The sequence below is a fragment of the Jeotgalicoccus psychrophilus DSM 19085 genome, assembly GCF_000425845.1.
GTDB classification, from domain to species: domain Bacteria; phylum Bacillota; class Bacilli; order Staphylococcales; family Salinicoccaceae; genus Jeotgalicoccus; species Jeotgalicoccus psychrophilus.
The window spans coordinates 284167-310265 of the sequence record NZ_AUEF01000001.1 but is presented as its reverse complement, the minus strand read 5'-3'; the positions used below and the strand labels follow the sequence as shown (position 1 = coordinate 310265).

Below are 26099 nucleotides of genomic sequence, written 5' to 3'. Positions count from 1 at the left end.
ATTATTTTCGGTCTTTGTTACTCTGCTTGACTTTAAAATAGTCGCCGCCTTTTTTAGCGGTATCGTCGGTTCCCCAATCTCTTAAATTTTTAGTGTCGACGAGATGAGGGATATGTTTTGAACAGTGGATATATGCTTCGTGTACAGTCACGACTACCCAGCGTTCAGCACGGTCATCTGTTACATTCGGTGCTACTTCATGTATGTTTTCATTTTCTATAATTTCAGCTGCACCGTTAATATGAAGACCGATCTGATCGTCAAAGAAATCAATTAACAGGAGTCCGATATGCGGATTCTCCAGTATGTTCCCTAACGAAGCCATAACGCCGTTGCCGCGGTATTCCGGATACATCAGACGCTTGTCATCAAGCAGGTGAATGAATCCCTGTTCACCTGCTTTAAATGAAGAGTCGCAGTTGCCGTCCTTATCACTCGTTGCGATAAATATAAATGTCTGGCGGAGCAGGTAATGCTGCATTTCTTCATTTAAATAGTCAATCATCTGATTGCTGTAAAAAGCATCAGCACGTCGTTTAGTTCCATGTATTTCCTGTAAATCACGTTCGCCCTGTGACATATAATCACTCCTTAATACGATATATTTTAACATTATTAAGATCTAAAAAATGGGGTATAGTTTACAAAGAGGTGAAGGAAATGAAACAAATTATTACGATTCATTATATCGGAGGGTCAACTATGGAAGTCAATAAGTCGGAAGCAGTGGCAGAACTGATCCGATTAATTGACGGGACATTTGAAGACAACCATTTTGTGAAACTTCCGAATCGAAGCGGCGGAGAGGTCTATATTAATTTAAGTTTAGTCACATCCATTGAAGTACGTTCTATATAGAAATATAACGCATCTGTATAATTTACAGATGTGTTTTTTTATGCAGAAAATATTTTCAAATGTTTATTTAAACACATAAAAGTCCGGCTGAATGTTCAGCCGGACCGCATGATTAGTATTTGTTTTTGTCATAGTACTCTGTCATTGCTTTAAGTGCTGCTGCGGGGTCAATATTGTCGGCGCCTTTTGACTGTAGAAACACACCGAATGTAGTAATAAAGTTCAGCAGATTTTGTTTTTCAGCAACGTATCCCATACTTCCGATGCGCCAGATTTTCCCTGCAACTGAACCGAATGTACCAGCAATTTCAATACCGAATCGTGAGAGCAGTTCCGAGCGGAAGGCTGCATCGTCAATGCCTTCAGGTATTTTAATGCAGACAACCATCTGCATTTCATGATCTTCATCACCGAACAATTCAAGGCCGAGCGCTGTCACTGCCTGTTTCATTGCTTCGTGGTGATAGCTGTGACGGCGTGCGCGCTGTTCCACGCCTTCAGCGATTGCGAGCTTAAGTCCTTCATAGAGACCGTATACGTTAACAGTTGCTTCTGTATGGTGGTTCAGACGGCGTTCACCCCAGTAATCCTGAAGCTGTGTTAAATCGAGGTAGTTACTCGTAATGAAATGTGAATGCGGTTCATCGTTTTCTGTACGGATACCTTTTTCGACACGTTTACGCTTACTGATTTCTTCGCTGAAACGTTCATTAAATGTAATCGGTGTAATTCCTGACGGAACCGACAGACATTTCTGGGCGCCGCCGATAACTGCATCAAGTGCCCAGTCGTCTACAGGAATATCCTGGCCCATGTATGTAGCGACTGCATCGACTACTGTAAATACACCGCGTTCTTTTGCAGCGTGGCCGAGTTTATCGATTGGCTGCAGTCGGCCTGAAGATGTTTCGCCGTGAATAATTGCCAGTACTTTCGGGTTTACTTCATCTAGTTTTTTAATAATATCTTCCTGGGGGATCACTTCACCCATCGGAGCTTCGATTGTATGCACGATACCGCCTGCACGTTCAACGAGCTCGGTAATAAGATAGCCGAAACGGCCGATAATTGGAATGAGTACTTTATCGCCTGGTTCAACAATACTTGAGATAACAGCTTCAATTCCCGCGCGGCTTGTACCGTCTATTGGAAATGACCATTTGTTTGTCGTTTTAAATGATGCACGGATTAATTCCATTGTGTCATTCATTATGTCAGTGAATTCCGGATCAAATTGTCCGAGAATTGAGTTGCTCATCGCCTGGGAAACTCTTGGATCAACTGCAACAGGTCCGGGTGTCATGATTAGTCTTCTGTTTATTTGTAAACTTGCCATTATGCGCATCATCCTTCACAGATTAATTTTTTTGTACTGTTAATAGTATAATTATTTGGACTATTATACAAATATTTTTTATTTTGACTATTTTCCTTTCAGGATATTGTGATGATTTGCACAAAATAGATAATATTTTTATCCACTAACGATAAAGAAAATCATTCTTCGATATAGTAATATTATAGATGAGAAAAATAAAAATAAATTTTAAAGGAGAAAAACCATGGAAAATAAGAAGATTTCCAACAGCTATTGGATTAAAATTGTTATCATCTTTACGCTGGGCTGGGTTGCAATTTATGCAACACGAACGATTTTAAACCCGATTATGACAAACATTCAGTCTGAATTTGCGATTAGCGCAACGCAGTTAGGTCTGATAAGCAGTTTATTCTTCTTAGGATATACTGTGACACAAATTCCGTCAGGTTATTTAGGGGATAAATTCGGACGTAAGAAAATGATTATCCCGGCATTTATCGGCTTTGGTATTCTGGCTATTATTTCAGGTCAGATGGTTACATTCTACATGTTCCTGATGATGTGGTTCCTGACTGGTACTTTCCAGGGCGTATTCTACGGCCCGCAGTATGGGTTATCATCTGAAGCAATTCCCCAGAAGCGCCTGACTCTCGGAAGTGCGATTATTAACAGTGGTATGGCAATTGGTATGTCGGCGGGTTACTGGATTTCCAGTATTACTGTACAGGAAATGGATATGTCATGGCGTACGCCGTTCTGGATTATGGGTGTTATTGTAATCGTCATCGGTATTGTTATGTGGATTATGGTTAAAGAGCATCCGCCGGGTTATAAAGCACCAACCAGCGAAGACGGTGCACCGGAAAAACTAAAAGTCTCAGAACTATTTAAAAACAGAAATCTTATTTTAGCTTTCATTACTATATTCTGTTCGATTTACGGTTTCTTCGTAATTCTGACATGGTTGCCGTATTACCTTGAAACATCACGCGGCATCAGCGGATCAAGCGTTGCATTCGTGTCATCATTAGTACCATGGGCATCAATCCCGGGTATGTTATTCTTCGGCTGGCTGTCAGATAAATTAGGAAAACAGCGTCCGGTACTGTTATTTATGGTGCCAATGGCGTTCATCTCTACAATCTCAATCGTCCTGTTCGAACAGATGTGGGTACTTTACGTATCACTCATTGTTTACGGTATCGTTGGTAAACTAAGTACAAACCCGGTTCTTATTGCGGTAGTGGCAAATAATGCACCCCGCGTCGGGCTGGCAACATCATTCGGTATTTATAACTTTATCGGAATGTCGGCATCAATTCTGGCGCCGTACATTACAGGGTTCATTACAGATACAACAGGAAATTTAGACATGGGCTTCTATGTCGCAGGAGCACTGCTTGTAGTCGGAATCGTCGCAGTATTTTTCATCGATGAGTCCGGTTATAACAAAGTGGAAAACGTTGAAAAATTAAATTAATAGATAATTTTTAGGACTCCTTGAAGCTGGAACGCAGCTTTTGGGAGTTTTTTTGTGGCGGGGTGGAGGTTCTCTTGTTCTTGATATAGATGTGGAGGATTCCTGCGAGTTCGTTTCATAGATCTTCGACGAATAATATACATTGCAAATCCTCTCTATTGTACATAAAATTCAAACTATAAGCGCTTACATCCTTGATATGATAAGTTAAACTTATGACTATGCATTAAATTTATATAGATTTATCTGAATATTTATGATAAATTCATATCATGTTTATTTTAAAGGGGGAAGTTTTGTGAGTGATTCCAAAGAAAGAGGGATTGTCCAAAAAAGTTATGATAACTTGTGGAGTGAGTCGAGAAGGACTAAATCATTACTCAAGTTTTTCAGTCAAAAAGATTTAAGAAAAGTTGCAACAGGAGTACCAGAACCACAAGAACATAGGCAGTCGTATAAACCTGCACAGTTAATTGGATTATTTTTAGGTCCATTGTTATTTGTTTTAGCATTGTTATTTATTCAGTCAGACAGTCTGGACAGCTCGGGAATTTTCGTTGTAGCTGCAGCCTTATGGATTGCAACTTGGTGGGTAACAGAGGCTATACCGATTCCCGCAACATCACTTTTACCGTTAATTTTATTCCCAATGGGCGGAGTAATGTCTAACTCGGATACAGCGAGTTTTTACGGTAATGATATTATCTTCTTATTCCTCGGCGGTTTCTTACTTGCTGTGGCAATGGAAAAATGGAATTTACATACGCGTATTGCTTTATCGATTATAAAGGCAATCGGAACTACTACTGCAACAATTTTACTCGGATTTATGATTTCAACTGCATTACTTTCGATGTTCGTATCAAATACGGCAGCAGTAATGATTATGATTCCAATAGGACTTGCCATCATTAAAGAAGCCCATTCATTATCAACACCAGAACTCGGGCGAGATGTTAAATTATTTGAGAAAGCACTCGTTCTCGGTATCGGTTATGCGGGTACTATCGGTGGCCTGGGTACTTTAATCGGTACACCGCCATTAATTATTCTTGCAGGACAAATGAATGAAATTTTTGATTACGATATGAACTTTGCGCAGTGGATGCTGGTCGGTGTTCCAGTTGTTATTGTGATGCTTGCTATTGCTTGGGCATACATGAACTTCTTTACCTTTAAACACGGGATGAAAGAATTACCGGGTGGACGCAAAATTATCACTGATGAACTTGCTAAACTTGGTAAAATGCAAAGAGAAGAAAAATGGGTGCTTGCGGTATTCATACTGGCAGCTGCATTATGGATTATGCGAGGATTCTTTTTCGATCGCTTTGCATTTACAGAAATGCTCGGTGACGGTTCGATTGCGATGTTTGCAGCAGTATTGCTGTTTATTATTCCTTCGAAAAAACAAAATGGCCGCGTCCTCGATTGGGGTGTAGCAAAAGATCTTCCATGGGGCGTGCTGCTCTTATTCGGTGGAGGACTCGCGTTAGCTGGAGCAATCGTAGCGACAGGGGTAGATAAATGGATTGGTGAAGTACTCGCAGGTGTAGGTGGTATTCCATTAATTCTTATGATCGCTATCGTTGCAATTTTAATTCTTTTCTTAACGGAATTTACATCGAACACAGCAACGGCTACAATGATCTTACCAGTACTTGCTGGACTTGCGATTGCACTTGACGTGCACCCGCTGGCTCTAATGATTCCTGCTGCAATGGCTGCAAACTGTGCATTCATGCTGCCGGTAGGAACGCCGCCAAACGCAATTGTATTCGGTACGAATAAAGTCTCTATTGGAGAAATGGTTAAAACAGGTTTTGGCTTAAATATAATTGCTTCAGCAATTATTATTGCGGTCGTATATCTTTGGGTACCGGTTGTATTCGGAATCGAACTTAATGTATTCCCATTCTAAATTAAATAGTATACGGCGTCCTGAATTTTCAGGGCGCTGTTTTTTGCTTAGAAAAGCTTTTGGAGGTGATTCGTATACATGAGAGGCTGTCGTGACTATGGAAAAGGTGATGCGTATACATGAGATATTGTCATGACTCTGGAAAAGGTGATGCGTATATATGAGAGGTTGTCATGACTCTGGAAAAGGTGATGCATATACATGAGAGCCTGTCATAACTCTGGAAAAGGTGATGCATATATATGAGAGGCTGTCATGACTATGAAAAGGATAATGTATATACATGAGAGGCTGTCATGACTCTGGAAAAGGTGATGCGTATACATGAGAGCCTGTTATAACAACGATTATCAATAAACTTTCCTGACAAAAAAGCAGCAGAGCTGATTATGCTCTGCTGCTTAATTTAAATTAGTGTGCTGGAGTTTCTTTTCCGCTTCTGAGATAAATAACAAAGAAGAAGAATACTGCAGCTGCTAATAATAATACTGAACCGATATAGAATGCGAGTACCTGTGATCCTGTAACGTCACCGATGTACCCTGTAAGCCAAGGTGCAACGACTGATGAGGCCATACCGAAGAAGTTAAACAAGCCAAGTGCTTTAGCTGTTTTCTGTTCCGGTACTGAATCTGAGACGTACGTGATTAACACTGGATCGATTGCAAGTTTACCCATTAAACCGTAAATGATTAATGCAAGATAAAGTACCCATGGTGACGGTGAGTAAACTGTAAGACCGATCATTACTGCTGAAACGAGTAGGAGCAACAGGATGTATTTCAAACGGTCCTGCTGTCTTTTATCGATTAAGCGTGCAAAAATTAATGCGCCGGGAATACCTGCAACAGCAACTAGTGCTGATACATAACCAACGTCTGATTGTGCGAATCCTTTTTCTGCAACGAGGAATGATGGTAACCAAGTTACAATCATGTAGTACCCGTAACATACTGCAAAGTACGTGAAGTACACTGTAATATGTTTAGCTGAGAATAATGAAACCTCGCTCTGTGGATTTGTAACTACATCTGCTGAAGTTGCTTCAGCATTTTCTGTGTTCTCAACTGGAGCTGCTTTTTTATCACTCTTAATATTTTTATAGAATACAAAAGTTACACCTAAGATGATAAGAGCTGTTCCGTAAAGCATCCAGTTCCACTCAACATTTAACCCGCCGACAAGAACTGATGAACCGACAAGTCCGATTATCATACCGACTGCGGAACCACTGTTAATAATCGCATTGGCAAAAGTCTTTTTATCTTTTGGAACGTGTTTAGCTGATAAGCTGTACGCTGATCCGTAGTAACTACCTGTAGCGATACCTGAAATTAACGACCCAAGATATACCTGAGGCAGTGAACTTGCTGTACCGAGTACGACAGCACCGATCGCGAATCCGATAAACGCCGGAATTAACACATTTTTCTGTCCGAATTTATCTACTAATATACCTGCCGGAATTTGCATTCCCGTGTAAGCAAAGAAATATACAGAAGCGATTAACCCGATTTCTGCATTAGATACATCGCCCAATGAGCTCTGTATTTGAGGATAAATCGGCGTAAGAATCGTTCTGTAAATCCAAATTGCAACCCAACCCAGTACTAAAGCGACAATTATTCTTTTATAGTACTGTGAACCGTTTTGTTCTATTTGATTCATTAAAGTACGCCTCCTATAATTTTTAACTATCCATATTATAGAGGGTAAAACGTAAATACTCATTGTTCACATTGAACAATGAGTAATATTATAATTATCGAAAGCTGACAACTAATTATCCTGGATATGCTGAGAAATAAACAGCGCCAGGCGTAAGTTTAACGAGTGTACCGGGTCCATAACATTGACCTTGAGCAGTTCCTCGCATTTATTAATACGGTATTTTACAGTATTTCTGTGAACGAAAATTTCATTTGATGTTTTTGTAATATCACACTGATTATCCATATATATCTGCAGAGTTTTCTTTAACTCTTTATCTTTTGTATTCGACGGGAAAGCAAGTTCACCGAGAGTGCTCAGTACGAAAGGGCGGACTTTATCCGCCGGTAAGAGCTGCAGCAGCTCCTCAAAATTACGCGGGCGGTATACTTCCAGGAATTCGCGTTGTCCTTCATCCTGACAAATATCAAATGTTTCCAGAGCCTCAACGAATGAAGAGTGAATTTGCGTAAAGTCGGATACTTCATTGCCTATGCCGAACGACAGTGACTCCTTAAAGAATTTTTTATATTCCTGCTGGAGGTGCCGGCAGTATGCCTGATAATACTCATGCTCGTCCTGCAGCAGAATCGCAAATTTATTTGAATCGCCGAAACCGAAAATACTGATATTCGGATCAAGTGTAACGAGTACACTCTGCAGCCATTCAAATGTCAGCTGATAGCGTTCATTTACATACTCGGAATTTTCTATATCACTGCCGGGGTCGATACCGCAGATGATGACCTTATAATATGAGGAGTCTTTTAAATGATAGCGTTCAAAAAACTCCGGATTGCTTTCAAGACTTATCGGCGAGCCTTCAGTTATATTAATGAGGGAACTGAAAAGCAGATTGACATCTTCCTGTTCAGTTGCCCGTATTCTGGAATCCTTGTATATCGCGAACGACAGTGAGTTAATCGCCTGTTCTATCGCGAGATGGCTGAATGGGTAACTGATTGTTTCAAGGTCCGAGACGATTAAATAATAAGGAAAGTAGCTGAATGCAGGGACTTCAAACACTGCGATTTTACTGTTGAAGTCGACATTAACATTGTCTTTATCAGGTAAATAAACGTCGTTAAAGTACCGCAGATTTTCTTTCAGCAGTTTCTGGTCGTTTTTAAAATTATTGCTCGTTACTTCCACTTTATAAAATGGATTGATAAGTACGAGGGGCAGACGCAGAAACTGGCTCAGCTGATTCAGCATACGTTCGACACTGAATTCTTTAATCAGCATCGAGTTCATACGCTGCTGGACTTCCAGTGCATAGTATAACTTTTCGGTTTCATCTTTTGAAATATAAGTGGAGATACTGTGCGTCGCCTGACCGAGCTTCCAGTTCTCGGGTATTTCAATCAGCGGGAAGCCGAGTTTATTTGCGTGATCAATCACTTCTTTATCGATTGAGTGAATGAAGCGTGATAACTTAATGCCAAGTGCGGCAACAGGAACGCTGTCGAGCTCGCTGATAAAATTAATCAGTGCCTGCTGGTCGTCTTTAAAGTTCATCGCTGTTGTAAGCAGCAGCGTGTGTTCAGAAGTGAAATCCTTAACATCGGGGGTTTCTGTAATGTCGACACTTGTCACTTTGCGTGATAAATCCGCGTCTTTATTTATTAATTTAAAATTGCTGAAGCGTTCCAATGATAAAATTTCTCTAATAGATACCAATTATTCATCACCTAAAATCCTATCTATAAAAATTTGTACAAAATGCACAAATTTAATAATCAGACATAATATTTTAACTATATTTATTTCCTCATATAATAGTACACTAATAATAATTAAAACGTAAATATAAATAACCGGCTGTGCGTTTTGCTCACCTAGTTAGGGGTAAAGTATACAGACAGCTGATTGAGACTTTACGTTTTTACAGAATGGTCAGGAGGAATTATAAATGGCTTTTGATTTAGTTATAAAAAATGGTCTGGTAATTTTACCGGGTGGAGAAAAAAATGTTGATATCGGTGTAACGGACGGAAAAATCGCATCTATCGGTACAAATATTGATGCAGGCGATGCCCGTGTTGTCGATGCTGAAGGTTTAATCGTATCGCCGGGTATGATTGATGCTCACGTACATATCAGTGAGCCCGGCGGCAGTATTCGCGATCACTGGGAAGGGTACGATACAGGAACGCGTGCATCAGCGAAAGGCGGAGTGACTTCATTTATCGAAATGCCTTTAAACCAAATACCGGCAACTGTCGATGCTGAGTCAATTCAGACGAAATTCGATGCGGGTGACGATAAACTATCTGTCGATGTATACAGCTACGGCGGATTAGTGCCATTTAACCTTAACGGCGGTATTCAGGAACTGGACGACAACGGAGTTGTTGCATATAAAGCATTTGTTGCGACAGCAGGAGACCGTTCAATCGAAGGCGACTTTATGAATGTCGATGACTACTCTTTATATGAAGGAATGCGTCAAATCGCTAAGACTGGCAAACTTTTATCAATCCATGCTGAAAACGGTCCAATTACAGATAAATTAGGACAACTTGCACAGGAGCGCGGTGAAACATCACTTGCAGCTTATGTAGACTCACGTCCTGTCTTCACTGAAATTGAACCCATTCAGAAAATCATTTTATTCGCACGTGAAACTGGCTGCCGCGTGCACATCGTACACGTTGCATGTGCTGAAGGTATTGATTTAATTAATGAAGCAGCAAACGACGGTGTAGATATTACATGCGAAACTTGTACTCATTATTTATATTTCTACAAAGAAGAACTTGATGATATCGGACCGGTAGTTAAATGTTCACCGCCAATCCGTGAAAAATCGCGTCTTGAAGGAATGTGGGAACGCGTATTTGACGGCAAGGTAATGTTCGTTACAAGTGACCACTCACCATGTACACCGGATTTAAAAGATACGGACAATGCATTTGAAGCATGGGGCGGAATTTCAGGAATCCAGAACAACGTAGATATGCTGTTTGATGAAGCAGTTCAAAAACGTGGTATGTCACTTGTGCAATTCTCTGACATTATTGCGACGAACGTTGCAGCACGCTTTGACCTTGAAGGAAAAGGCCGTATCGAAGTCGGATACGACGCTGACTTCGTGCTGATTAAAGGTGACTCATCTTACACAGTAGAAAAAGAAGAATTAGAATACCGCAATAAAATCAGTCCGTATATTGGACGTGAAATCGGTGCACAGGTTGCCGGTACAATTTTACGCGGTGAAGAAATCTATTCACTTGAAAACGGTGTAAGCGACGTTAAAATCGGTAAATTTTATAAATAATTAAAGGGAGCACCACGCAATTTTTGATTGCGTGGTGCTTTTTGTGAGGTTGGATGTCTCCATTCGTTGCACGAGGTAGTCCGGGAGCGTTTGGATTACGATGTGCTTTTAACATGGTAGTCCGGGAACGTTTGGTTTACGATGTGCTTCTGACATGGTAGTCCGGGAGCGTTTGGTTTACGATGTGCTTTTAACATGGTAGTCCGGGAGCGTTTGGATTACGATGTGCTTTTAACATGGTAGTCCGGGAGCGTTTGGATTACGATGTGCTTTTAACATGGTAGTCCGAGAGCGTTTGGTTTACGATGTGCTTCTGACATGGTAGTCCGGGAACGTTTGGTTTACGATGTGCTTTTAACATGGTAGTCCGAGAGCGTTTGGTTTACGATGTAAAGTTAACGAGGTAATCCGGTTCACCCAAACACAAAAAGCACCGGCCATGTGCCGATGCTCTCAATCCAAATAATATCTATTTCGTCTGTTCTACCATAAATTCAACAGCGCGTTCGTAAATCGCGATGTTTTCCGAACTGACTTCCTGGTCGAAGTTGTGTATCACAGTATCGACTTCGATGAACTCAGTAACGGGTGCAGTTTTCTTCAGCTTTCTGCTGAAAAAGACAGGCACATCGGGATCACCTTTTGCGTGCACAACAAATACCGGAGGCAGTGCGGCAATATCTTCATTTGTCAGCCGGTATTTATCGGATTCAATATCGATTCCGAGCTGCTCATGCCAATTACCAGCATGACGATAGTATAAATAGAGCAGATAGCGGGGATCGGGTGACTCACTTACAGTCGCATAATCGCGCACATTATTAGAAGCCAGCTCTTCTGTCAGCATATTTGATAAATGTTTTTGATCGTGCGGAAGGTAATTAAAATCGCTGTGCGTAAAGTTGAAATAGCCGTAGAAGTCAATCACACCGGCGATGTCATAGTCACGGGCAGTGATTAAACTTAAGTATCCGCCGGCGGATCTGCCCATGATATAAATATCATCGTGTTTCATAGATGCTGCGAAGTGATATATGTGATGTAAGTCGGTAAAAATATCATCGATATTAGCTTCCGGCGCTAATCTGTAATCTACCGTTAATACGTTAAATTTACGTCTGAGTACTTCTATATATTCTGAAGGGAGGTCTGTTCTTTCTCCGAATACAAGGCCGCCGCCGTGTAAATAAATTAATGTACCAAGTACATCTGATTCATTATCGGCGGTGCTTTCATACAGATCACCGTTGAGCGTATAAGTGTCAGTTTCTTTTATCGTTACTGTGTTCATGGCTTGTGAAAACCTCCTTTATTTACTTGTACTATTATACAGTGTAATGAATTTTTCTGTATTTGTCTAAAGTGAATAATTCCAAGAGGGATGATTGTTAGAACTGTCAATGCCTCAGGCGGTAATTAAATCTATAATTATAAGTGAAATAAAATGAGTGGAGTGGATAAAACAATGGATATTCGTGAAACCTTTCTAGAACTGGATAAACAGTTTACAAGATACGGCGGTCTTGAGCCCCGCGGTATTACACGATTACTATATTCTGAAGAATGGCGCGAAGCGGTCAATGCACTGCAGGCCATCTTCAAAGAGAACGGACTCGAAGTTTCAAGCGATGCAGTCGGTAACGTATCCGGCCGCCTCATCGGCAGTGAAAAACCTGACGAAACAATCATGAGCGGGTCGCACATCGATACCGTGACTGAAGGCGGTCATCTGGACGGACAGTTCGGGGTTCTAAGCGCCCTCGTCGCAACACTTTACTTGAAAGAAAAATACGGCCAGCCGAAACGCACGATTGAAGTACTGTCGATTGCCGAAGAAGAAGGTTCGCGTTTCCCTTATACTTTCTGGGGTGTTAAAAACTTCTTTAACCTGCAGAACAACGACGATGTTAAAGATATCGTTGACGGCGAAGGAATTAAATTTGTCGACGCAATGAAAGAGTCAGGTTTTGATTTTAAAACAGACGATAAAGTGCGCGATGATATTAAAGCGTTCGTTGAAGTTCATATCGAGCAGGGACAGATTTTAGAAAAAGAAGAAAAACAAATTGGTGTCGTTACTGGTATTGTTGGTCAAAAACGCTACACAATTAACTTAAAAGGTGAAGCGAACCATGCAGGTACTACACCGATGGGCTACCGTAAAGATGCGGTTGTAGCATTTACTGAAATTGCACAGACGCTTGTGCAAAAAGCGCGTGAAATCGGTGACCCGCTAGTTGTAACTTTCGGCAGTGTCAAACCGGTTCCCGGCGTAGTTAACGTTGTACCTGGTGAAGTTGAATTCTCTATAGATACACGTCACATCGACGAAGCTGAACTGAATTCATTTGCTAAGACGGTAGAAGCAACAATTAACGAAGTTTCAGACAAATACGGTATCACAGCAGATATTAACTTATGGATGGAACAGTCACCTGCATTAATGGATGATTCAATCGTTAATATGATCGAAGAGTCAGCTGAAAAAGTTGCAGGCGGTTCTTATAAAGTTATGCCTTCAGGTGCCGGCCACGATTCACAGATTTTCGCAGGCTACATGCCGACGGGAATGATTTTCGTTCCGTCAATCGGCGGTATTTCTCATAACGTCGAAGAAGAAACTGATGTTGAAGATCTCGTTAAAGGTATTGAAGTACTGGCAGAAACACTTTACAAATTAGCGTATTAATCGATAAAAAAATTGGATATAAAGAAAGGGAGATTTTAAAATGGGTTACTTAAACCACCAGCAAGGATACAGAGAAGGATTACTTGAAACACGTTCAATCATTAAAAAAGGAGACTACGCTGTAGTTACTCCGGATGGTCTTGTAAATAACGTAGTACCAGGCTTCGATGACTGCGATATGTCAATCTTAGGTTCACCGCGCATGGGTGCACGTTTTGTTGACTACCTTGTAACAGTTAAAAACCAGGGTGGAAACACTCAAGGCTTCGGCGGAGACGGCGTCCAAACTTTCATGTATGTAGTATACGGAAACGTAACTGCAACAGTTGACGGGGAATCTTTCGAACTGTCAGAAGGTGGATATATCTACGTGCCGCCTCACTTAGAACTTACTTTCGTGAACAGCAATAACGGTGAAGACAGCCGCCTGTTCCTTTACAAGAAACGTTACCAGGAAGCTAAAAATGTGGGCAAACCGGAAATCGTTACAGGCAATGTAAACGACATTCAGGCTAAAGCTTACGAAGGCATGGACGAAGTGCTTGTACAGGATTTACTACCTGCAGACATAGCATACGACATGAACTTCCACATCCTGTCATTTAAACCAGGTGCTTCACATGGTTATATCGAAACACACGTACAAGAGCACGGTGCTTACGTATTAAGCGGACGCGGAATGTACAACCTTGATAACAACTGGATGCCGGTTGATAAAGGCGACTACATCTTCATGGGTGCTTATGCATTACAGGCAACTTATGCAGTTGGTCTTGATGAGTCATTCTCATATATTTACTCTAAAGATGCTAACAGAGACGTTGAAATCTAATTCACCTATTCAGGAGGCAATGAAATGTCAGAAAATCTAGTAATTTCGAATTCATCAGAACTCCGCGGTTTATTTAAAGAAAAACTGATGCTGAATGGCGTGCCGGACATATTTGCAGACCGTGCGGCAGACGTCCTCGTGTGGGCAGATGAGCGCGGTATTCACTCCCACGGTTCAGTCCGTATGCAGTATTACTCGGAACGCAGTGCAAAAGGCGGATTCAATAACGATCCGGAGCTTAAGTTTGAGAAAACAGGCCCGTCAACAGGTATATATCACGGCGATAACGCACTCGGTCACTACGTTGCTTACGAAGCGATGGAAGAAGCGATTAAACTCGCTAAAGAATCAGGTATCGGTGCAGTCGGTGTGAGCGAAATGAGTCACTCGGGCGCTATCGGCTACTTCGTGCAAAAAGCAGCTGAAGAGGGCATGGTCGCTTTATCAATGTGCCAGTCCGATCCGATGGTTGTACCTTTCGGCGGTTCAGAACCGTACTTCGGTACGAACCCGATTGCTTTTGCGGCACCGCGTAAAAACGATACGCCGATTGTTTTCGATATGGCAACAACAGTGCAGGCCTGGGGTAAAATCCTCGATGCACGCTCTAAAAATAAAGATATTCCGGATACGTGGGCGGTTGACAAAGACGGTAACCCGACAACTGATCCGTACGCAGTCAATGCACTGCTTCCGGTAGCAGGACCGAAAGGTTACGGTCTGATGATGATCGTCGACATTTTATCAGGCAGCCTGCTCGGTTTAAATCACGGTAAACATGTTTCAAGTATGTACAAAGACTTAAGTGAATACCGCCGCTTGGGACAGTTCCACCTCGTCATTAACCCCGATTTCTTCAGTTCAAGAGAAGCAATGGAAGAAAAAATGGATACGATGGTTGATGAACTTCACGAGAACAAACCGGCAACAGGCTTTGATCAGGTATACTACCCTGGTGAATTAATGGAAGCTCAAAAAGCAGAATATGAAAAAGACGGCATTCCGATTCCGGAAGATATAATGGAATTTTTAAAATCGGAAACACCATACTAAAAGGTGAGGTTTTGTAAATGCGCGTGTCAAAAGAAGAACTATTCAATTTAATGAAAGATAAACTTCAAAAAGCAGGCTTAAAAGAAGATGCAGCGGCTGATATTAGTGATGTACTGACATTTGCTGATCACCGCGGCATTCATTCCCACGGTGCAGTACGCGTTGAGTATTATGCTGAACGTATTGCAAAGGGCGGCATTACGAACAATCCCGAATATAAATTTGAAAAGACAGGGCCATCGACAGCGATTTTAGACGGTGACAACGGTCCCGGCCATCAGGTTGCAAAACAGGGTATGGAGCGTGCGATTGAAATTGCACGCGATAACGGGGTGGCTGTCGTCGGCATGACGAACATTTCTCATTCCGGCGCCCTCGGTTACTTCGTTGAAGAAGCAGCAAAACAGGATATGGTGGCAATTTCTGTCTGCCAGTCCGATCCAATGGTTGTGCCGTTCGGCGGCACGGATCCATACTTTGGTACAAACCCGATTGCTTTCAGTGCACCGACAAATGACGAGCGTATTATTACGTTCGATATGGCAACGACGGTGCAGGCATGGGGCAAAGTGCTGGATGCACGTTCAAAAGGCAATGATATCCCGGACACATGGGCTGTAAACGACAAGGGTGAACCGACGACGAACTCAAGAGATGTTCACGCACTCGTTCCTGTAGCAGGACCGAAAGGTTACGGTTTAATGATGATGGTTGATATTCTGTCAGGCAGTCTTCTGGGACTTCCTCACGGTGTCCACGTTTCCAGTATGTACAAAGATTTATCTGCAGGCAGACAGCTTGGTCAGCTTCATATCGTTATTAACCCTGCATACTTTACAGATGTCGATGCATTTAAACAGCAGCTTTCTGTAATGCTGGATGAACTAAAAGAACAGACACCGGCTCCAGGTTTTACTGAAGTCAATTATCCGGGCGAACGCGGTAAACTGCGTGCCGATAAGTATGATGAAGAAGGCATCGAAATTGTCGATGAAATATATGATTACCTCGTGAGTGACGATATTCATTTTGATCGCTATCACGGAAAAAATAGATTTGCAGAATAAATATTAATGGAGGTAAATGATGTTATATACAATTATTAAAGAAAATACGTATCAGGATTCTATCGTATTAATGCTTTTGAGCCAAAAATTAAGCGCTATGGACGGAGTGGACAAGGCTTCGGTAATGATGGGAACACCTGCGAACAAAGATATTTTTAAAGGTGCAGGACTTGGTACACCGGAATTAGAAACAGCAAGTGCAAACGACATTGTTATCGTTGTCGATACTGCGGACGAGTCAAAAGTTGATGAAGTAAACGAAGCAGTTGATACTGAACTTGCCGGTGGCGGCGGTTCTGACGATTCAGCTAAAAGCAGTGAAGCACACAACTGGAAACGCGCACTTGAACTTGCAAACAAACCAAACCTTGCAATGATTTCAATTCCCGGCACATACGCTGCAATGGAAGCTGAAAACGCAATTCGCAATGGTCTGCACGTATTCATGTTCAGTGATAACGTACCTAAAGAAGACGAAGTTCGTCTAAAAGAACTTGCACATGAAAAAGGCTTGTTAGTAATGGGTCCTGACTGTGGTACTGGTATTATCCACAGCGTGCCATTAGCATTCACAAACACTGTAGCACAAGGCGACATCGGTGTGGTCGGTGCATCAGGTACAGGAATCCAGGAAGTTACGACAATTGTTGACCGTTTAGGTAAAGGTGTAACTAACGCTATCGGTACAGGCGGGCGTGACTTATCAACAGAAGTCGGCGCGATTACTATGCTTGACAGCATTAAAGCGTTAAACCAGGATCCAAAAGTTAAAGTTATTACTGTAATTTCTAAGCCGCCGGCTAAAGAAGTACAGGAAAAAGTAGAAAACCTGCTGCGCAGCATCGACAAACCTGTTGTTGCACTATTCTTAGGTGCTAAACCTGAATACCAGGAAGAAGCTATTTATCACGCTTATACTCTTGAAGAAGCAGCAGTAGCATCAGTTCAGCTGTCAAATGGTGAAGAGGTTAAATTCACTCCAACTTCAATCGACGGGCTTAAAGCTGACTTTGAGGAAAACCAAAAAGGCATTAAAGCTTACTACTCAGGCGGTACGCTTGCGAGTGAAGCAGCGATGATGATTAAACATTCACTTGGTGAAGAAGAAATTAAAGATGAAGGTTTCACTTATAAATCAGCATCTCACGAAGTTATCGACCTTGGTGATGACATGTACACTCAAGGTAAACCTCACCCGATGATCGACCCTGAAAAACGTATCGAAGCATTAGAAACATCTGCTGACTCAGAAGATACTGCAGTAATTATGCTCGACAACGTTATCGGTTACGGTTCACATGCTGACATGGCTTCAGAACTTGCGCCGACAATCAAACGTATTACTGACAAAGCAGCTTCAGAAGAACGTTCACTAGTAGTTCTTGCAACTGTAGTCGGTACTGATAAAGATGCTCAAGGTTATGATAAACAGCGCCAGATTTTAGAAGAAGCGGGTGCGGTAATCTGTGATACAAACGATCAGATGGTACGTACAGCAATCGAATTAATCGGCGGTAAAGTGGCTCAGCCTGAAACTGAAATGAAATCATTCGATAAAGGCACTGAAGATCTGTCAGTAGACGAGAAGATGATGAGCCTGATTTCAAATAACCCAAGCGTTATTAATATCGGACTTAAGAGCTTCACTGAAGCTGTTGAAAACAGCGGAGCAGAAGTTGTACAGTTCAACTGGCGTCCGGTTGCAGGCGGCGATGAGAAGCTTATGAAAGTACTTCAATTCTTAAACAATTATGAAGGAGAGAATGTATAATGGCTTACCAAACTATAGATGAAGCAAACAAAGCAGTTGTTCAAAAAATGATTGGTTCAGCACCTTTCTTAACAGATGTTGTTCCTGCACATACAGTAATTCCGGAATTGACTGAGCATGTATTATTACATGCCGGTCCTCCGATTAAATATGAAAACATGACTGACCCGATGCAGGGTTCATGTGTCGGCGCTATTCTTTTTGAAGGATGGGCTGAAGACGAGCAGGGTGCACGTGAATTACTTGAAAACAATAAAATCACATTCATTCCTTGTCACCACGTTAACGCAGTAGGACCAATGGGCGGTATTACTTCAATGAATATGCCACTTGTAGTTGTAGTTAACAAAGAGCACGGGAACGAAGCTTACTGTACTCTAAACGAAGGTATCGGCGCGGTTCTCCGTTTCGGTTCTTACAGTGATCAGGTGCTTACACGCCTTCACTGGATGAACGATGTACTTGGTCCTGTATTATCTAAAGCACTTAAAACTATGGACGAAGGCTTAAACGTTAACGTACTGGTTGCTAAAGCAATTGCTATGGGTGACGAGTTCCACCAGAGAAACATTGCTGCATCATTAGCATTCTTAAAAGAAGTTGCTCCGGCAATTACTAGTCTTGAAGATGTTTCGCTTAAGGATCGCGAGGAAGTTATGCAGTTCCTTGCAGATACTGACCAGTTCTTCCTGAACGTTGCAATGGCAACAGCTAAAGCAATGACTGACGCTGCACGTACTATTGAACACGGTACTATCGTTACTGCAATGTGCCGTAACGGTGAAAACTTCGGTATCCGTATCGCTGGTATGGGTGACGAGTGGTTCACAGCACCTGTAAATACACCGCAGGGTCTGTACTTCACAGGATATTCAGCAGAAGATGCAAACACGGATATCGGTGACTCGGCGATTACTGAAACTATCGGTGTCGGCGGTATGGTGATGATCGCTGCACCAGCTGTTACACGTTTCGTAGGTTCAGGCGGTTTCAATGATGCACTTGAAACAAGTAATAACATGGCTGAGATTACTGAACAGGAAAACCCTAACTTTATTATCCCGACTTGGGACTTTAAAGGTGCTCCAACTGGAATCGATGCACGTAAAGTAGTTGAATCAGGAATTCTTCCTGTAATTAATACAGGTATTGCACACAAAGTTGCAGGATTTGGTCAGATTGGTGCTGGTACAGTTAACCCGCCAATCGAATGTTTCGAGAAAGCAATTACAGCTTACGCTGCTAAATTAGGTTTTGAAGCATAAATGATATATGAGTCAAGTGCGATCGGTGAGATCGCACTTTCCTTGTTAAAAACAAATAAAGCAATGCGTGTGCACAGTATTTTCAACAATGGTTTTAATATTGTTAACGATAAAAATGATTTGATTTTTATCGGCACTGACAAGAACGGATATTTTCCGTTCGGCATTACGATAAATAAATATACAATGCATTATATAAAAGAAACACTGCAGGTCGGAGATATACTGAAGACAGCAGCATCATCACTTAATCATAATGATTTTATGCTGTCGAACAGAAATGCGGAAGTTTATTTATATAGTAAAGTTAATAAAAGTGACATCGATTCAATAAAAAGTGTTGTCAGCAGCTATGATTTTTGCGATTATAACAGCAGTGACTTCAGCAGGGATAAACTAAACCGCATTCTGGCGGATTTAGAGAATCCTGATGTTGATTTTCCACTCGCTTATTTAGTCGGCAGAGGACAGGGACTGACACCGTCAGGTGACGACATTATTACAGGTATACTGTATATTAACTGCCTCGAACCTTTTATTGCAGAGAATCATCTGAACAGCCTCAAGTTGTATATACGTGAAAGTGTAACGACAATTGTCAGCGAGAACTTTATCAGACTGGCACTCGAGGGTGTTTTTTCAAGACGTATTACAGATATCGGCGAGACACCGGACAAAGAAACAGTGGATGCGCTTCTCGAACTGGGCTCCAGCTCAGGGCGCGACACGTTGTACGGTATTTATATGACATTAAATAGGAGATGAAACAATGGGTAAAAAAGTAGTTTTAGCATTAGGCGGTAACGCAATTTTACAGCCTAAACAGGAAGCAACATTTGAAAATCAATACCAGAACGTAGTCAATGCAGCAAACCGTATGGTTGAAATTTCGGAAGCAGGTCACAAAATCGTTGTAACACACGGTAACGGACCTCAGGTCGGCAACATCATCGCTCAAAATGAAGCAGCTAAAGAAGATATTCCGGCAATGCCGATTTTCGTTAACAATGCTGAATCACAAGGTATGATCGGCTACATGATGGAATCTGCTCTTAAAAACAGACTGACTGAAGGCGGCGACGACACTAACGTTGTCACGCTTCTGACTATGGTTGAAGTCGACAAAGACGACAAAGCATTTGATAACCCGACTAAACCGGTTGGCGTATTCTTCACAGAAGAAGAAGCTAAGCAGATGACTGAAGAAAAAGGCTACCAGATGGCTGAAGATGCAGGACGCGGCTTCAGACGTGTTGTTCCATCTCCGGAACCAAAAGTAATCCACGGTGTGGACGAAATTAAAACATTAATCGAATCATCAATCGTTGTATCATCAGGCGGCGGCGGCATTCCGATTTACCGCGATGAAAAAGGTCAAATCCACGGCGTAGAAGCTGTAATCGATAAAGACCGTTCAGGATTAAAACTCTCAGAACAAACTGAAGCAGACGTATTCATGATGCTTACAGACGTTCCTAACGTCTTCATTAACTTCGGTAAAGAAAACGAAGAAAAATTAGAAGCAATTACAGTTGAAGAAGCAGAAAAACACGTAGCTGACGGACAATTCCCGGCAGGTTCAATGCTTCCTAAAATTGAAGCAGCAATCGCATTCGCTAAACACGAAGGCAAAGAAGGCATCATCTGTTCATTAGATGAAGCAGTATTAGCACTTGAAGGTAAAGCGGGTACGAGAATTAAACTTTAATATAGATTGAAAGCGGTGAAGACTCAGGTCTTCACCGCTTTTGTTTGTCTTATAATAATTTTTTATCTGTATTTTTATTCATAATCCATCTGACTAATAGTCCAATACCAATAATTACGCCGACATAGCCGAAGATTGGATAGAAGAAATTAACGAGATCGACAAAGCCGATAAATGTTAAAAGATAACCAATTATGAGCATTGCTGCAAGAAGCAGTTTGTAATTTCTTGAATAAGGTGTTGTAAATCTTGCAGTAACTGCGTAAAGCATGCTGACAACAGTATTGTAAATCAGCAGAATGATAATAATAGAAAATAGTTTCCCAAGTACCGGATGAATAGCGTTTGCCATAACCAGTGTTGGTAATGCCACTTCATTTGCTTCGTCAAGCACAGCGAGCATTCCTGTGTTTAATAAGAGCAGCATAACGATAAAAATAATACCGCCGTAAACAGCTCCGCGCCGTGCGATGAACTGCTTATCAGCATCAGCCCCCATAATAGACAGGAAACTGAATGTCACCCCGAGGACAACCCCTGCATACGTAATGGAATCAAACCACCATAAACCTGTCGGTGTGCGGCTGATATCTGCAACCTGATCAATCTGCTCAATTGCCACTTGCGGATTTAATATATTAACCACAGAAATAATAAATACCGCAATTACCAGAAACGGTGTAACCACTCCGAGAACGGTAAGAATTTTATCAAAATCCATAAGTAAGGTGAAAAATACGAGAATAATTAATATTATTATTCCAATCCATGGTTCTATGTTGAAACTTTCTTTAAATGCGGAACCGCTCCCCGCAATCATTACTATTGCAATACCATACATAAAAACAGTAAATAAATAGTCAATTATAGTACCTGCAGTTTTCCCGAATAATTTATTTAATGGTACTTCATGGGAAGGTACATCATATCTGTAGCCCAATTTGGCAGTCTGTCTGCCGATAAATATTACACATATTGCAGTGAGCGCTATCCCTGCATAACTCCACAGTCCAAAACTGGTAAAGAATTGTAAAACTTCCTGTCCAGTAGAGAATCCTGCACCTACGACAATACCTGTATAGGCGAGCGCGAATTTCATTACACTTTTTTGTGAATTCACAAAAAATTTCCTCCTAATTAAATAACACAAGTTAACATAGTAACACAGTTGCGGCTTTATAATAATCATGAATGTGTAAAAAGTAAGATAAAATTAGATGTAAATTCATGTAATTTTATTTCGAAATCTTAGATCTGCAGTTTTGTGATTTTTGTATGTTGTTTGCCTGTGCTGATTTTTTTGAAGGATTATGCTGTATAACTGAAGTAACTTAATATTTTGCAGGAGGCGGATAAATGTTCTTGAATCCGAGAAATAAATCACAGGACTTATTATTTTACGAAGCGCTGCAGAGAAGGACCGATTTAACGAATGGGGAGAAAAGCTGGTTTAAAACATTTCAGAAAGGCTTTGTGGGAGAGTGCCTGTATGATGAAATTTTTGAAGACGTGGGGCATGACGATGTATTAGTTTATCGGGATCTTTATCTTAAATTTGGAAAATCGGTCACACAGTACGATGCTCTCGTAATTAATGATAATGGCATAGTTGTTAACGAGATAAAAAACTACACCGGAGAATACAAAGTTGAGGGTGGTGACTGGTTCAGAAACGGACAGAGAATATCCGAAGAGCCTGTTGCCCAGCTGAACCGCTCAGTTGGAAAGTTAATCGGTTTGAGAAATTCGGTGAACGGCAATTTTGGAGTCAGCGGTAAACTGATTTTCGTAAGCGATGATTTTTATCTTCAAACCGATGACAACTCACTGTGGTCGAAAATTGTTGTGCGGATGGATTTACGGCGATACTTGAGGAAATTCAGGGGCGGGAAGATTGGCAATAAGTCGCAATTTATAGTGCGGCTGCTCAGTGAAAATATAGTCGAGAATCCGTATATTGATAATAATGTGGATGAAGGAAGATTGAGGAAGGGATTATATTGCGGACAGTGTGGAAGTTTTAATTTGATAAAATCCAGGTTTCACTTAGTCTGCGGTGAATGTGAAAGTAAAGAGAGTAACGAAACACATCTGCTGCGGGCGATGAGCGACTATCAATTTTTATTTTACGGAAAAGATATGACTAGAATATCGTTTATGAGTTTTATTGGCGACTGTTTAACACCTAGAGTTGTGTACAGAATCCTATTAAAGCACTGTTATATTAATAAAAAAGGCAATCAAACGACATATACATTTAAATATCGAAATTTTGATAATGCCATGGCGAAACCGGAACTATTTGTTAAATACAAAGACCATTTGAAAGAATAATCAATGCCTGGTTTACGATGTACTTTTGACATGGTAGTCCGTGAGCGTTTGGATTACCATGTAATTTTGACAAGGTAGTCCGGGAACGTTTGGTTTACCATGTAATTTTGACAAGGTAGTCCGGGAACGTTTGGTTTACGATGTGCTTTTGACAAGGTAGTCCGTGAGCGTTTGGTTTACGATGTGCTTTTGACATGGTAGTTTGGAAGCCTTTGGATTACTATGTACTTTTGACAAGGTAGTCCGTGAGCGTTTGGATTACCATGTACTTTTGACAAGGTAGTTCGGAAGCCTTTGGATTACTATGTACTTTTGACAAGGTAGTCCGTGAGCCTTTGGATTACCATGTGGCTTTGACATGGTAATCCCACGACGCAAAATATTGGTCAGACTCTCAAAATCTCCTCACCTCACACCAAAAACCCCATCCACGCACAGGCGGATGGGGTTTATCACATTTAAAGCAGCTTTTTCCTCGTGTTTTTGTTCATTATCCAGCGGACCAACAATGCGACGGATATCGCGAGGCCAATGTAACCGAGTATCGGATAGACAATGTTAACGAGTTCGACGAAACCGACGTTTGAAATGATAAACGCGGCAATCAGCGAAGCGACGAGCATGATTTTGTATTTTCCTGAGTATGGTTCTGTGAAGCGGGTCAGGAATGGATACATTAATCCGACAACTGAGTTGAATATCAGCAAGATGATGATAACTGAGTAAACTGTGCCGAGCCACGGTGCCATGTTTTCTGCCATGGTCATCGCCGGCAGCGGTACTTCGTTTGCTGTCGGCATGATTGACAGTACGCCGACGTTAACAAGTATCATTAACAGCATTATTATCAGCCCGCCGTAAATTGCTCCGCGTCGTGCAATGGCGTGACGTGATGCTTCAGAGCCCATTATTGATAAAAAGCTGAAACCTGTCGCAAGTGCCAGGCCGGCATAAGTAATTGCATCGAACCACCAGAATGAAGTAGGTGTACGTGAAGGATCGACGTAGTTATTTACTTCCGAATAGGGTACTTCCGGATTTAATATGTTGTAGCCGGTAATTATAATTACCGCGACAATTAACAGCGGAGTAATCCCGCCGATGATATTGACGATTTTATTAAAATCGAGCAGCAGTGTACCGAATGCGAGCAGTATCATAATCAGTACGCCGAGCTGCGGATGTATTCCAAATGACTGGTTGAATGTTGCGCCGCTGCCCGCAATCATAACGACTGCGATGCCGTATAAAAAGAATATTAATACGTAATCAATAACGAGTCCGAGTTTTGCTCCGAATAATGCCCGGAGTGGTGATTCGTGGGAATCCGCATCTAAACGGAAGCCGAGTTTTGCTGTCTGTCTGCCGACAAACATTAAAATCAGAGCAGCCAGTATTATTCCTAAAATACTGACCAGTCCGTGACTTGCGAAGAACTGAAGTACTTCCTGTCCTGTTGAAAATCCTGCGCCGACGATAATGCCGGCATACGCAAAGCCGATGCGCCATGAGGCGCGGTTTTTACCTTGTGACATAAATTCATCTCCTGTTTGTTGTTTACATAACTTATATAAACTATTAAAAAAAAGATAAACATTTAATAACAAAAAAACCTGAATATTACTATGAAGTAATATCCAGGAATAAATTTTATTCTTCGTTATTATCCGAAAGTTTTTCTGCAAGTTTAAGGGCTTTAAGTTTTAAGAATGCCCAGCGAAGTGTCAGCATCGCACCGATAACTAAACCGACATATCCGAATAATGGATAGACAATGTTAACAAGTTCGACGAATCCGACATAAGTACCGAAATAACCTACAACCAGTGAAGTTACCAGTAAGATTTTATATTTCTTTGATTTCGGTTTACTGAATCTTGCAAGAAACGGATATAAAAATCCAACGATTGAATTATATATTAATAATATAATAATTACCGAGTATACTGTCCCAAGCCAAGGTGCAATATTTGATGCCATTTGCATTGTAGGCAGTGCGACATCGTATGCGACCGGAAGAATTGACAGTACACCGAATGTGATCAGCAGCATAAGTACCATAATTAACAGTCCGCCGTATACTGCGCCGCGTCTGACAATTGACTGGCGTGCAGATTCAGAGCCCATTATTGATAAAAAGCTGAATGCTGTTGCGAGTGTGAATCCTGAATAAGTAATTGCATCAAACCACCAGCTGCTCGTTGGTGCCCATGATACATCATTATGCTGATTGACCTCGGACAAAGGAATCATCGGATTCAATATGTTATACCCCGCAATTAAGAACATTGCGATGATTAGTACTGGTGTGATAACACCGATTATGGAAACGATTTTATCAAAGTCCATAAGTAATGTGATAAATGCAAGTATGATGAGGATGATTGCCCCAATTTGCGGATGTATACCAAAGCCTTCATTGAACGTCGCGCCGCTTCCCGCAATCATAACAATCGCAAGACCGTATAAGAAGAAGGCGAGAATAATATCAACGACAAGTCCAAGCTTTTTGCCGAATAGTGTGTTCAGCGGTAATACGTGGGATTCAGCGTGTGTTGAGTATCCCAGTTTAGCTGCCTGCCGGCCGATAAACATAATAATCAATCCTGTTAAAATAACTCCTGCAATGCTGATTAACCCGTGACTCGCGAAAAATTGAAGTACTTCCTGACCTGTTGCGAAGCCGGCACCCACTACAATACCGGTGTATGCAAAGGCATATTTCCAGGAAGCACGTTTGCTACCATTTGACATAATTCCAACTCCTATTTCTGTATGTTAATGATTATACCCTCTTTTTTACCATGTTA

21 protein-coding genes are annotated in these 26099 nt (G+C 41.4%); 13 read left to right on the top strand and 8 right to left on the bottom strand.

Going from position 1 to position 26099, the window contains the following annotated elements:
* Window position 1 precedes the first annotated feature (1 nt).
* The gene (locus H625_RS0101580) at window positions 2-580 is read right to left on the bottom strand and encodes a pyridoxamine 5'-phosphate oxidase family protein (protein ID WP_035784919.1); all 579 of its coding nucleotides are present in this window, start codon (window positions 578-580) and stop codon (window positions 2-4) included.
* An 80-nt stretch (window positions 581-660) separates the two neighbouring features.
* Here H625_RS0101580 and H625_RS0101575 point away from each other — a divergent pair, with 80 nt between their 5' ends.
* Window positions 661-858 (top strand): hypothetical protein, encoded by a 198-nt coding sequence (locus tag H625_RS0101575; protein ID WP_026858319.1) that lies wholly within the window; start codon window positions 661-663, stop codon window positions 856-858.
* A 112-nt stretch (window positions 859-970) separates the two neighbouring features.
* Here H625_RS0101575 and H625_RS0101570 read toward each other — a convergent pair whose 3' ends face one another.
* Window positions 971-2194, bottom strand: coding sequence for a pyridoxal-phosphate-dependent aminotransferase family protein (locus H625_RS0101570; RefSeq protein WP_026858318.1), 1224 nt, complete (start codon window positions 2192-2194; stop codon window positions 971-973).
* Window positions 2195-2420: 226 nt separating this feature from the next.
* Between H625_RS0101570 and H625_RS0101565 the strand changes: the two genes are divergently transcribed.
* Window positions 2421-3659 carry an MFS transporter gene (locus H625_RS0101565; RefSeq protein ID WP_026858317.1) on the top strand — a complete coding sequence of 413 codons (1239 nt, stop codon included), beginning with the start codon at window positions 2421-2423 and terminating at the stop codon, window positions 3657-3659.
* Between the two features lie 322 nt (window positions 3660-3981).
* Window positions 3982-5580 (top strand): SLC13 family permease, encoded by a 1599-nt coding sequence (locus tag H625_RS12375; RefSeq protein ID WP_425402148.1) that lies wholly within the window; start codon window positions 3982-3984, stop codon window positions 5578-5580.
* A gap of 411 nt (window positions 5581-5991) precedes the next feature.
* On the opposite strand, the gene H625_RS0101550 is transcribed toward H625_RS12375, so the two are convergent.
* Window positions 5992-7248 (bottom strand): MFS transporter, encoded by a 1257-nt coding sequence (locus tag H625_RS0101550; RefSeq protein WP_026858316.1) that lies wholly within the window; start codon window positions 7246-7248, stop codon window positions 5992-5994.
* A gap of 111 nt (window positions 7249-7359) precedes the next feature.
* Window positions 7360-8970, bottom strand: coding sequence for a PucR family transcriptional regulator (locus tag H625_RS0101545; protein WP_026858315.1), 1611 nt, complete (start codon window positions 8968-8970; stop codon window positions 7360-7362).
* A 232-nt stretch (window positions 8971-9202) separates the two neighbouring features.
* On the opposite strand from H625_RS0101545, the gene allB reads away from it, so the two are divergent.
* Window positions 9203-10570 carry an allantoinase AllB gene (gene allB, locus H625_RS0101540; protein WP_026858314.1) on the top strand — a complete coding sequence of 456 codons (1368 nt, stop codon included), beginning with the start codon at window positions 9203-9205 and terminating at the stop codon, window positions 10568-10570.
* Between the two features lie 469 nt (window positions 10571-11039).
* Here the strand turns inward: allB and H625_RS0101535 are convergent, their stop codons facing one another.
* Window positions 11040-11861 carry an alpha/beta hydrolase gene (locus H625_RS0101535; protein ID WP_026858313.1) on the bottom strand — a complete coding sequence of 274 codons (822 nt, stop codon included), beginning with the start codon at window positions 11859-11861 and terminating at the stop codon, window positions 11040-11042.
* A 174-nt stretch (window positions 11862-12035) separates the two neighbouring features.
* Between H625_RS0101535 and allC the strand changes: the two genes are divergently transcribed.
* The 8 genes from allC to arcC are packed head-to-tail and all read left to right on the top strand — an operon-like array spanning window position 12036 to window position 20955.
* Window positions 12036-13259, top strand: a complete 1224-nt coding sequence (gene allC, locus H625_RS0101530; protein WP_026858312.1) for an allantoate deiminase — start codon at window positions 12036-12038, stop codon at window positions 13257-13259.
* A 40-nt stretch (window positions 13260-13299) separates the two neighbouring features.
* The gene (allE, locus tag H625_RS0101525) at window positions 13300-14091 is read left to right on the top strand and encodes a (S)-ureidoglycine aminohydrolase (protein WP_026858311.1); all 792 of its coding nucleotides are present in this window, start codon (window positions 13300-13302) and stop codon (window positions 14089-14091) included.
* A gap of 24 nt (window positions 14092-14115) precedes the next feature.
* Window positions 14116-15144, top strand: a complete 1029-nt coding sequence (allD, locus tag H625_RS0101520) for an ureidoglycolate dehydrogenase (protein ID WP_026858310.1) — start codon at window positions 14116-14118, stop codon at window positions 15142-15144.
* A 17-nt stretch (window positions 15145-15161) separates the two neighbouring features.
* Entirely contained in the window at window positions 15162-16211 is a 1050-nt protein-coding gene (allD, locus tag H625_RS0101515; protein ID WP_026858309.1) for an ureidoglycolate dehydrogenase, read from the top strand.
* A gap of 19 nt (window positions 16212-16230) precedes the next feature.
* The gene (gene fdrA, locus H625_RS0101510) at window positions 16231-17982 is read left to right on the top strand and encodes an acyl-CoA synthetase FdrA (RefSeq protein ID WP_026858308.1); all 1752 of its coding nucleotides are present in this window, start codon (window positions 16231-16233) and stop codon (window positions 17980-17982) included.
* Complete coding sequence (locus H625_RS0101505; protein WP_026858307.1) at window positions 17982-19247, top strand: YlbE family protein; 1266 nt, start codon at window positions 17982-17984, stop codon at window positions 19245-19247. Before fdrA ends, H625_RS0101505 begins: the two co-directional genes overlap by 1 nt.
* On the top strand, window positions 19248-20012 hold the full coding sequence (locus tag H625_RS0101500) for an oxamate carbamoyltransferase subunit AllH family protein (protein ID WP_026858306.1): 765 nt from the start codon (window positions 19248-19250) through the stop codon (window positions 20010-20012).
* Window positions 20013-20016: 4 nt separating this feature from the next.
* A complete protein-coding gene (gene arcC / locus H625_RS0101495; protein ID WP_026858305.1) occupies window positions 20017-20955 on the top strand; it encodes a carbamate kinase in 939 nt (312 codons plus the stop codon).
* Between the two features lie 49 nt (window positions 20956-21004).
* Here the strand turns inward: arcC and H625_RS0101490 are convergent, their stop codons facing one another.
* Window positions 21005-22075: a YkvI family membrane protein gene (locus H625_RS0101490; RefSeq protein WP_026858304.1), complete on the bottom strand. Its 1071-nt coding sequence runs from the start codon at window positions 22073-22075 to the stop codon at window positions 21005-21007.
* Between the two features lie 236 nt (window positions 22076-22311).
* On the opposite strand from H625_RS0101490, the gene H625_RS0101485 reads away from it, so the two are divergent.
* Window positions 22312-23289: a nuclease-related domain-containing protein gene (locus H625_RS0101485; RefSeq protein WP_026858303.1), complete on the top strand. Its 978-nt coding sequence runs from the start codon at window positions 22312-22314 to the stop codon at window positions 23287-23289.
* A gap of 458 nt (window positions 23290-23747) precedes the next feature.
* Here H625_RS0101485 and H625_RS0101480 read toward each other — a convergent pair whose 3' ends face one another.
* Together H625_RS0101480 and H625_RS12370 are read right to left on the bottom strand one after the other, a co-directional pair.
* Complete coding sequence (locus tag H625_RS0101480; RefSeq protein ID WP_026858302.1) at window positions 23748-24824, bottom strand: YkvI family membrane protein; 1077 nt, start codon at window positions 24822-24824, stop codon at window positions 23748-23750.
* 115 nt (window positions 24825-24939) lie between these two features.
* Complete coding sequence (locus H625_RS12370; RefSeq protein WP_211222566.1) at window positions 24940-26043, bottom strand: YkvI family membrane protein; 1104 nt, start codon at window positions 26041-26043, stop codon at window positions 24940-24942.
* Between the last annotated feature and the right edge of the window lie 56 nt (window positions 26044-26099).